Here is a 2,901-nt window from a genome sequence, read left to right as displayed (position 1 = left end):
ACCAGCCGCTGCGGCGGCCGCCCGCGCACCGTGGTCACGCCGCCGCGGCGCCCGCGCGGCCACCACAGGTACACGCCGGTGAACACCAGCAGGATCGCCCAGCCGGCGGCCACCTCGATCAGCGCATTGGCGAACCAGCCGACGTAGTCGAGGCTGTGCAGGCGGCGGATGGTCCAGGCCACGGTGCCGTGCTCGGGCAACTGCCCCAGCACCCGCGCCCGGTACGGATCCACGTACACGACCTGGCGGCGGCCATCGGCGGTGGCGATGGTCACTTCCGCCGAGGCATCGCGCCGCGGCGGCGTGGTGTAGCGCAGTGCCTGGCCGGGTTGCGCGGCCAGCGCCGCGTCCAGCAGCCGCTGCGGCGCCAGCGTCTGCGCGTGGGCGGGTACCGACACGGTCTTCAGCGCGCGGTGGAAGTAGCCGTCGATCGGCTGCTGATAGACGAAGGCGGCACCGGTCAGCGCCAGCCAGACCAGCAGCGGCAGCACCAGCAGGCCGGCATAGAAATGCCAGCGCCACACGGCGCGGTAGAAGCGTGCCGGCGCCACAGCGGAAGCGGGAGAGTGCGTCGCCATCACCAGCCCCAGCTCAGCGTGGCGTACAGCGCGCGGCCGTCGCCGGGCGAGTAGCCGGAGGACCCGCTGTCGTACCAGGCGTAGACGTAGTGCCGGTCGGTCAGGTTCTTCAGTTGCAGCGAGACCTCGCGCTGTGCACGCCAGCGCCAGGTCGCGCCGAGATTGGCCAGTGCGTAGCCGCCGTAGCGGCCGAGGGTGTTGCTGCGCTCCACGTAGTAATCGCCCTGTGCGTTGCCCCAGGCCGACAGTGTCAGCCGCGGCGTGGCCTGCCAGTCGATGCCGGCGTTGGCCAGGTAGTGCGGCACGTTCTCGATTTCCTTGCCGCGTGTGGCCGGCGCGCTCGGGTCGGGGGTGACGATGACCGCGCGCTGCCGCGAATACGCCAGCCACAGCGTCCAGCGCTCGTCCGGACGCAGGTTCAGTTGCGCATCCCAGCCGCGGCGCAGGGTCTTGCCGACGTTGCCGACCTCGCCGGTGCCGACGCTGCCGTTCACGCCCAGGATCGTGGCCACTTCGTCGGACGCACGCTGCTCCCAGTAAGCCACGCGTGCGTCCCAGCGCTGCTGCGCACCGGCGAACTTCAGGCCGGTCTCCCAGCCATCGTTGTAGGACGGTGCCAGGTTGCGCGCCTGGGTACGGTAGGCGCCGTTGCCGCTGCCGATCTGGAACGTGCGGCCGATGTTGGCGTACAGGCTGGCCTGCCCAGTGAGCGCGTACACCGCGCTCAACTTGGGCTGACGGATCGTGCCGTAGGCGTAGGTCGGATAGCGCGCGCCGCTGGCGAGGTCGCGGAACTGCCCGCCGACGCGATCCACCCGATAGCCCGGCACCAGTTGCAGGCGTTCGGTCGGGCGCAGCACCGCCTGCACGTAGGCGCCTTCGGTATGCAGATCGAAGTCCCAGTCGCGCAACGGCGCGGTGCGCACGCGTGCCACCGTGCGATAACGCTGCGAGAGGCTGTCCTGCCACTGCGCGTCGACCCCGCCCTCCAGCGCGAAGGCATCGGCACGCGCCAGCGCCGGGCGCCAGCTGAATCTGGCCAGCACGCCGCGCTGGCGCTCGTCGGTGTCGCGCTCCTGCTGCGCACCGGCCGCGGTGAAGCGCACCCAGCGCTGATTGTCGTAGCGGTTCCAGTACGCCTTGGCGCTGCCCTGCACGGTCTCGGCCAGGCGCGCGTCCAGATGCAGCGACACCTGCGTGGTGTGGCGCTGGCTGCGGTCGTCGCGCGCGTAGTCGGGCGAACTGCGTGGCGCGCGCTGCGCGGTGGCGTAGTCCAGATACCCCGCCTCCAGCGCCGTGTTGCGGTAGTCGCGCGCGCTGAGTCCGGCACGCCAGCGCCCGTCCGGATCGGTGTAGAACCACTTGCCGGCGAACGCATGCTTGCGCGCGTCGGCATGGTCGCGGTAGCCGTCGCTGTCGCGCCAGGCGGCGAAATAGTTCTGGCTCCAGGCGCCGCGCTCGATGCCCTGCGTCGCCTGCACCTCGCGGGTGCCGAAGCTGCCGACGGTGACGCTGGCGCGGCCGTCGTTGCCGCCGCTGCGGGTCAGCACGTCGACGCTGCCGGCGATCGCGTTCAGGCCGTAGCGCGGGTCGTTGGTACCGCGCACGATCTCGATCGCGGCGATGTCCAGCGGGAACACCGCATCCAGGTACGGCATGGCGCCGGCATTGTCGTTGCTGGGCACGCCGTCGATCAGCAGCTTGACCGCATTGACCCGGCCTTCGCCGTTGAAGCCGCGGAAGGAGAAGCGCCCGGCGTCGGTGCCCATCTTGAACTGGGTCACCTGCACGCCGGGCGCGCGCATCAGCAACTCCCAGCTGTAGTCCACATGCTGGTCCTGCAGCAGATCGCCGCCGAGGATGTCGACGGAACTGAACACGCTGCGCGCGCTGGAACCGGCGGCGAGCGGCGAGGTGGCCTGGACCTTGCCCAGGGTCAGCACGGAATCGCCGGCGGCGCCGGGTGGCGCGTCGGCGGCATGGGCGGGCGCGGCCGCGGCGAGACACACACAACAGCACGCCACCACCGGTGGCATGGCAGGAAAACGGAACATGGCGAAAACTCCATCGGCACGAGGGCGTGCCGCAGCGGCGCCGCGGCACGGGAACGGCAACCCGTGGATCAGGAGAACAGCGGTGGTCCGCGCGGCGGGTGTGCGCGGCGTGCGGCGGCCGTGACGACAAGGCTGTGCCGCGCCGCCACCGGCACTGGCGGACAGCGCCAGGGCAGCAACGCCAGCAACAGCGCCACCCACGGCAGCAGCCGCGCGGCGAGCAGGCAGTAATCGCAGGCCGGCGCGTGCGCCAGGCCGGCATCGTCGTG

The 2,901-nt window shown here is 71.4% G+C and carries 2 protein-coding genes and 1 pseudogene; all 3 read right to left on the bottom strand.

Going from position 1 to position 2,901, the window contains the following annotated elements; all coding sequences use genetic code 11:
• Positions 1-578: PepSY domain-containing protein (locus D180_RS22345; RefSeq protein ID WP_043091570.1), on the bottom strand; the 578-nt coding region annotated here is incomplete at its 3' end.
• The gene (locus D180_RS22340; RefSeq protein WP_043091569.1) at positions 578-2,632 is read right to left on the bottom strand and encodes a TonB-dependent receptor; all 2,055 of its coding nucleotides are present in this window, start codon (positions 2,630-2,632) and stop codon (positions 578-580) included. The genes D180_RS22345 and D180_RS22340, both read right to left, overlap by 1 nt.
• Before the next feature lie 68 nt (positions 2,633-2,700).
• Positions 2,701-2,901, bottom strand: a pseudogene (locus tag D180_RS22335) (hypothetical protein); the annotation flags it as partial.

Origin of the sequence: Xanthomonas sp. SHU 166 (assembly GCF_000364685.1) — a bacterium.
Taxonomy (GTDB): domain Bacteria; phylum Pseudomonadota; class Gammaproteobacteria; order Xanthomonadales; family Xanthomonadaceae; genus Xanthomonas_A; species Xanthomonas_A sontii.
Note: the sequence above shows the minus strand (reverse complement) of the source record. Positions and strands in the feature narration are given on the sequence as shown.